The organism is Stackebrandtia sp. (genome assembly GCF_035643755.1).
Classification (GTDB): Bacteria; Actinomycetota; Actinomycetes; order Mycobacteriales; family Micromonosporaceae; genus Stackebrandtia.
In genome coordinates, this window is sequence record NZ_DASQPW010000235.1 from 1 (window position 1) to 4,451 (window position 4,451).

A 4,451-nucleotide genomic window follows, 5' to 3' on the forward strand; every position below is an offset into this window, starting at 1 on the left:
CTGAGCTGTGGACACGTTCGCATCCTCCGGACTAATTAATGGATTGACAGTTGTGAGAAGTGACCGCATTGCCGCCGCCGCTGGCCAATAGTCCAGCGTAACGCCGAAGGTCGTTTCGGCTCAGGACCGCGGGTAACAGCGGAGCACTTCGGCGACCACCGGCCGGGCGGAAGTGTCGAGTGTGTACTTCACTCTGACGTCGGATTTCCGTCCCGGGATCTCGACCACCGCGTGCCCGACCTCAGCCCCGTCCGCTGATCGGGCGCGCACCTGGCAAGCGGCCTTGGCCCCCGCCGGTTTCACCACCTCGAAGGTGATGCGCACCGACGAGTCCGCGGTGTTGAACCCCAACACCTGATTGCGGTAATCGCCTTCCCCGTATTGCTGATACATCAAGACGGCGATGACGAACCCCATGAGCAGGGCGACGCTGGCGCCGCCACCGATCAGCCACCTGGACATGCCGGGGCGCTCGCGCCTGCGGCCGTAGCGACCGGGCGGGAAACGCACACCAGTGGCGCGTGTCTCGTCCATCCTCGTCGCCTTCTTCCTAGGTTCGTCGTACCGTTCGGGAAGAATCGATTGTGGCAGATGGTTGGTATCGACGTCCGCCTCGGGCGCCTGCGGATTCGACGGCGGACCCCATGACCACCTGAGTAAGGGAAATTACTGTGACTGAGAGCCTGCGGTTGATGTGTGTGCACGCGCACCCCGACGACGAGTCGAGTAAGGGCGCGGCCACCATGGCCCGGTACGTGAACGAGGGCGTCGAGGTGCTGGTGGCCACCTGCACCGGCGGCGAACGCGGGAGCGTGCTCAACCCCAAGATGGACCGCCCGGAGGTGTGGCGCGACATCGCCGACGTCCGCGCCAAGGAGATGGAACGCGCCCGCGAGATCCTCGGGGTGAAGCAGGCGTGGCTGGGTTTTGTCGACTCGGGCCTGCCCGAGGGCTGGCTTCCCGATTCCGACATCGACCTTCCCGAGGACTGCTTCTACAACGAGCCGCTGGAATGCGCCGCCGCCCCGCTCGTGCGTTTGATCCGCGAGTTCAGGCCGCACGTGATCACCACCTATGACGAGGACGGCGGCTACCCGCACCCCGACCACCTCAAGACCCACCAGGTGACCATGGAGGCCTTCGACGCCGCCGGGGATGCCGAGCGCTACAAGGAATTCGGCGAGCCTTGGCAGCCGTCCAAACTGTACTATCAGATGAGCTTCGGCCGGGCCCGGATGACCGCGCTGCACGAGGCGATGCTGGCCGAGGGCCTGGAGTCGCCGTACGGCGAATGGCTGGCCAGCCGCGACTGGACCGACGACAAGGGTCCGCGCGTCACCACCAAGGTGGAGTGCTCGGAGTTCTTCAGCGTGCGCGACGACGCGCTGCGCGCCCACGCCACGCAGGTCGACCCCGACGGCTTCTGGTTCCGGATCCCCATGGACATCCAGCAGAAGGCATGGCCCACCGAGGACTTCGAGCTGGTGAAGTCCCACGTGTCCACGACCACCCCCGAAAACGACCTGTTCGCCGGGATTCGTTGAGACGACACAAGAAGCGGCGTTCGGATCCTCGGGCGCCGCTTCAGTTGTGCGAGGGGTCGGCGGGGTAGTGCGCCACGGCGGCCAGCAGGCCACCCTGGCGGCGCCACACCATCGCCCACAGGTCCTCCGGGCGCGAGGCGAAGGGGTCGCCGGGCAGCGAGTCGAACACCATCCACGCCCCCTCCTTGATCTCGTCCTTCAGCTGGTCGGCATCCCAGCTGGCGTAGCCGGCGAAGACCCGCATGCCGTCCAGCGAGTTGGAGAGGGTGTCGGGGTCGGCCGAAAGGTCCAATGTGCCCAGACGTCCCGCGAAGGGCTTGAAGCAGGACGGTTCCCCGGCCCCGCTGCGCATCCAGCCCAGCGCGATGGCCGCCTCGGGCTGCACCGGCCCGCCCTCGAAGAGGACCGCCGGCTCCTGCGTGAGCTCGCTCCAGTCCCCCAGCACCTCGGCCACCGGGACCTCGGTGGCCCGGTTGAGGACGACGCCCAGCGCCCCGGCCGGTTCATGGCTCACCAACAACACGACCGTGCGTTCGAAGTTGGGGTCCTGCAGGGCAGGCGTGGCCACCAGGAGTCGCCCCACCAGCGACTCCGCCTGGTTCTCCACTGTCCCCGGTTCATGCGATGCCACCGTCTGCCCTCCTTTCGCGTCTACGACACGTTTTCTGCTTACCTCGCACGCTAACGGCGATTCCGTGACAATGCAAACAGCCTGCCGCACTTTGTTGAGTGAACGCTTGGAAGCGTCGTCTATCCGACAGCACATTTGTTTCATGCCAAAGGCAGCAGCACGTCGAAACGGCAGCCTCCGTCGATATTGGTGACACGCACGTCCCCGTGGTGGGCCAACACCAGGCCGCGCACGATCGCCAGCCCGAGGCCGCCACCGGTCTCGCTGCGGCGCGGGTCGCCCGACGGGGTGCGGGCGGTCTCGCCGCGAAAGGCCACATCGAACACTCGGGGCAGGTCGGGGTCGGGGATGCCGCCGCAGGTGTCGGACACCGACACCCAGCCGCGGTCGTTCCACACCCCGCTGGTCACGGTCACCACGCCCGGCGCGGTCGTGTAGCGCACGGCGTTGCGCAGCAGGTTGAGCAGGATGCGCGACAGCTCGGCGGGGCTGGCCGACACCACCGGCCCGCTGGCCTGCGGCGCGAAGCGCAGCTGGACGCCGTTTTGCCGCGACAGGGGCTCGACCGCGGCCAGCGCCTCGTCGGCGGCCTCGGCCAGCGGCACCGGGCGCAGGTTCAGATGGAGGGTCCCGGCGTTGATGCGCGACAGCTCGAACAGGTCGTCGACCAGGCGCGACATCCGCATCGTCTCGTCGCGGATCCGGCGGTGGTAGTCGGCCACGTCCTCCGGCTGGGACACCACACCCTCGTCGAGGGCCTCGGTGAGCGCCCGCAGCCCCGCCAGCGGGGTGCGCAGGTCGTGGCTGACCCAGGCGACCAGCTCGCGGCGCTGCGCCTCGAGCTGGCGTTCCCGGGACCGCACCTCCTCCTGCCAGGTGGCCTCGGCGGTGAGCCGTCGCCCCAGCCACACCGCGATCGCCAGGCCCGCCGTCCCCGACACGCCGACCAGGATCAGCACGATCGACAGGTCGTGCCCCGACAGGAACATGCCCACCGAGGCGCCCATGATCGCCGCCAGCAGGGACAGCACGGTGATGACCAGCAGGGCGCTGACCATGACGGTGACGGAGCGGCCCTTCAGGGCGCGCAGCGCCAGGGAGCCGGGGATCGCCACCAGGGCCGCGCAGGCCACGGCGATGCCGAACAGCACGACCATGTCACCCATGGCGGGCCTCGAAGCGGTAGCCGACGCCCCACACGGTGACGATGCGGCACGGGGCGGCGGGATCGTCCTCGACCTTCTCCCGCAGCCGTCGCACGTGGACCGTCACGGTGGACTGGTCGCCGAAGCGCCAGTCCCAGACGTTCTCCAGCAGCTGGGAGCGGGAGAACGCCTGGCCGGGGTGGCGCAGCAGGAACTCCAGCAGGTCGAATTCCCGCACGGTCAGGGCGAGCTCGGCGCCGGCCTTGGTGACGACGCGGGCGGCCGGATCCAGATGCAGGTCGCCGTCGACGAGCGGCTGGGTCTCGCCGTTGTCGTTGCCGGCGCTGGCGCGGCGCAGCACGGCGCGCACCCGCAGCACCAGCTCGCGCGGGGAGAAGGGCTTGGCCAGGTAGTCGTCGGCGCCCACGGTGAGCCCCGCGACCCGGTCGGTCTCGTCGCCCAGCGCGGTGAGCATGACGATGGGGACGTCGCTTTCCATCCGCAGGGTGCGGCACACCTCGATCCCCGGCAGCCGGGGCAGCATCAGGTCCAGGACCACCAGGTCGGGGTGGTCGGCGCGGTACCGATCCAGCGCGTCCATGCCGTCGCCCGCCAGGGTGACCCGGAAACCGTCGTGCTCCAGATAGCGGCGCACCACATCGGACACGGTGGGGTCGTCGTCGACCACCAGGACGTGCTGGACGTCCTCAACGCTTGCCATTCCGAAACCTTAGCGGCCAGTTCTTACGCGGCGATTACATCTCCCCACCGATGTCCACTATGTATGCCTCGTGGATCAGGTCGGAGATGCGGCGCCGGTAGGCGCGCACGTCGGTGATCACCTGGCGCACCCCGCGCCCCAGCGCCGCCGCCGAGGCGTCCGCGCTGCGCGCGATCAGGGCGTCGAGCCGGTCGGTGAGCCGGTCGCGGTCGGCGTTGAGCCGCCGCAGCGCGTGGATCAGGCGGGGGGCCTGGTCGCGCAGGTCGTCGAGGGATTCGGACCCCGCGTCGAAGGGCGCCGCCGCCGCGCCGCCCAGGGCCTCGCGCAACGCGCTGAGCCCCTCCTTGACGCCGGCCCGCCACCGCGCCTCGGCCTCGGGACCCGAGGCCTCGCGCTCCAGCCGGGCCAGC

The 4,451-nt window shown here is 69.4% G+C and carries 6 protein-coding genes; 1 reads left to right on the plus strand and 5 read right to left on the minus strand.

Features of this window, described 5'->3' with window-relative positions:
• Window positions 1-120: 120 nt before the first annotated feature.
• The gene (locus VE172_RS18290; RefSeq protein ID WP_324803398.1) at window positions 121-534 is read right to left on the minus strand and encodes a DUF4307 domain-containing protein; all 414 of its coding nucleotides are present in this window, start codon (window positions 532-534) and stop codon (window positions 121-123) included.
• A gap of 158 nt (window positions 535-692) precedes the next feature.
• On the opposite strand from VE172_RS18290, the gene mca reads away from it, so the two are divergent.
• Window positions 693-1,544 (plus strand): mycothiol conjugate amidase Mca, encoded by an 852-nt coding sequence (gene mca / locus VE172_RS18295; RefSeq protein WP_349258448.1) that lies wholly within the window; start codon window positions 693-695, stop codon window positions 1,542-1,544.
• 40 nt (window positions 1,545-1,584) lie between these two features.
• Here mca and VE172_RS18300 read toward each other — a convergent pair whose 3' ends face one another.
• The 4 genes from VE172_RS18300 to VE172_RS18315 all read right to left on the minus strand — a co-directional run.
• On the minus strand, window positions 1,585-2,175 hold the full coding sequence (locus tag VE172_RS18300) for a YqgE/AlgH family protein (RefSeq protein ID WP_324803400.1): 591 nt from the start codon (window positions 2,173-2,175) through the stop codon (window positions 1,585-1,587).
• Between the two features lie 140 nt (window positions 2,176-2,315).
• A complete protein-coding gene (locus tag VE172_RS18305) occupies window positions 2,316-3,341 on the minus strand; it encodes a sensor histidine kinase (RefSeq protein ID WP_324803401.1) in 1,026 nt (341 codons plus the stop codon).
• The gene (locus VE172_RS18310; RefSeq protein ID WP_324803402.1) at window positions 3,334-4,041 is read right to left on the minus strand and encodes a response regulator transcription factor; all 708 of its coding nucleotides are present in this window, start codon (window positions 4,039-4,041) and stop codon (window positions 3,334-3,336) included. Before VE172_RS18310 ends, VE172_RS18305 begins: the two co-directional genes overlap by 8 nt.
• Before the next feature lie 34 nt (window positions 4,042-4,075).
• Window positions 4,076-4,451: hypothetical protein (locus VE172_RS18315; protein WP_324803403.1), on the minus strand; the 376-nt coding region annotated here is incomplete at its 5' end.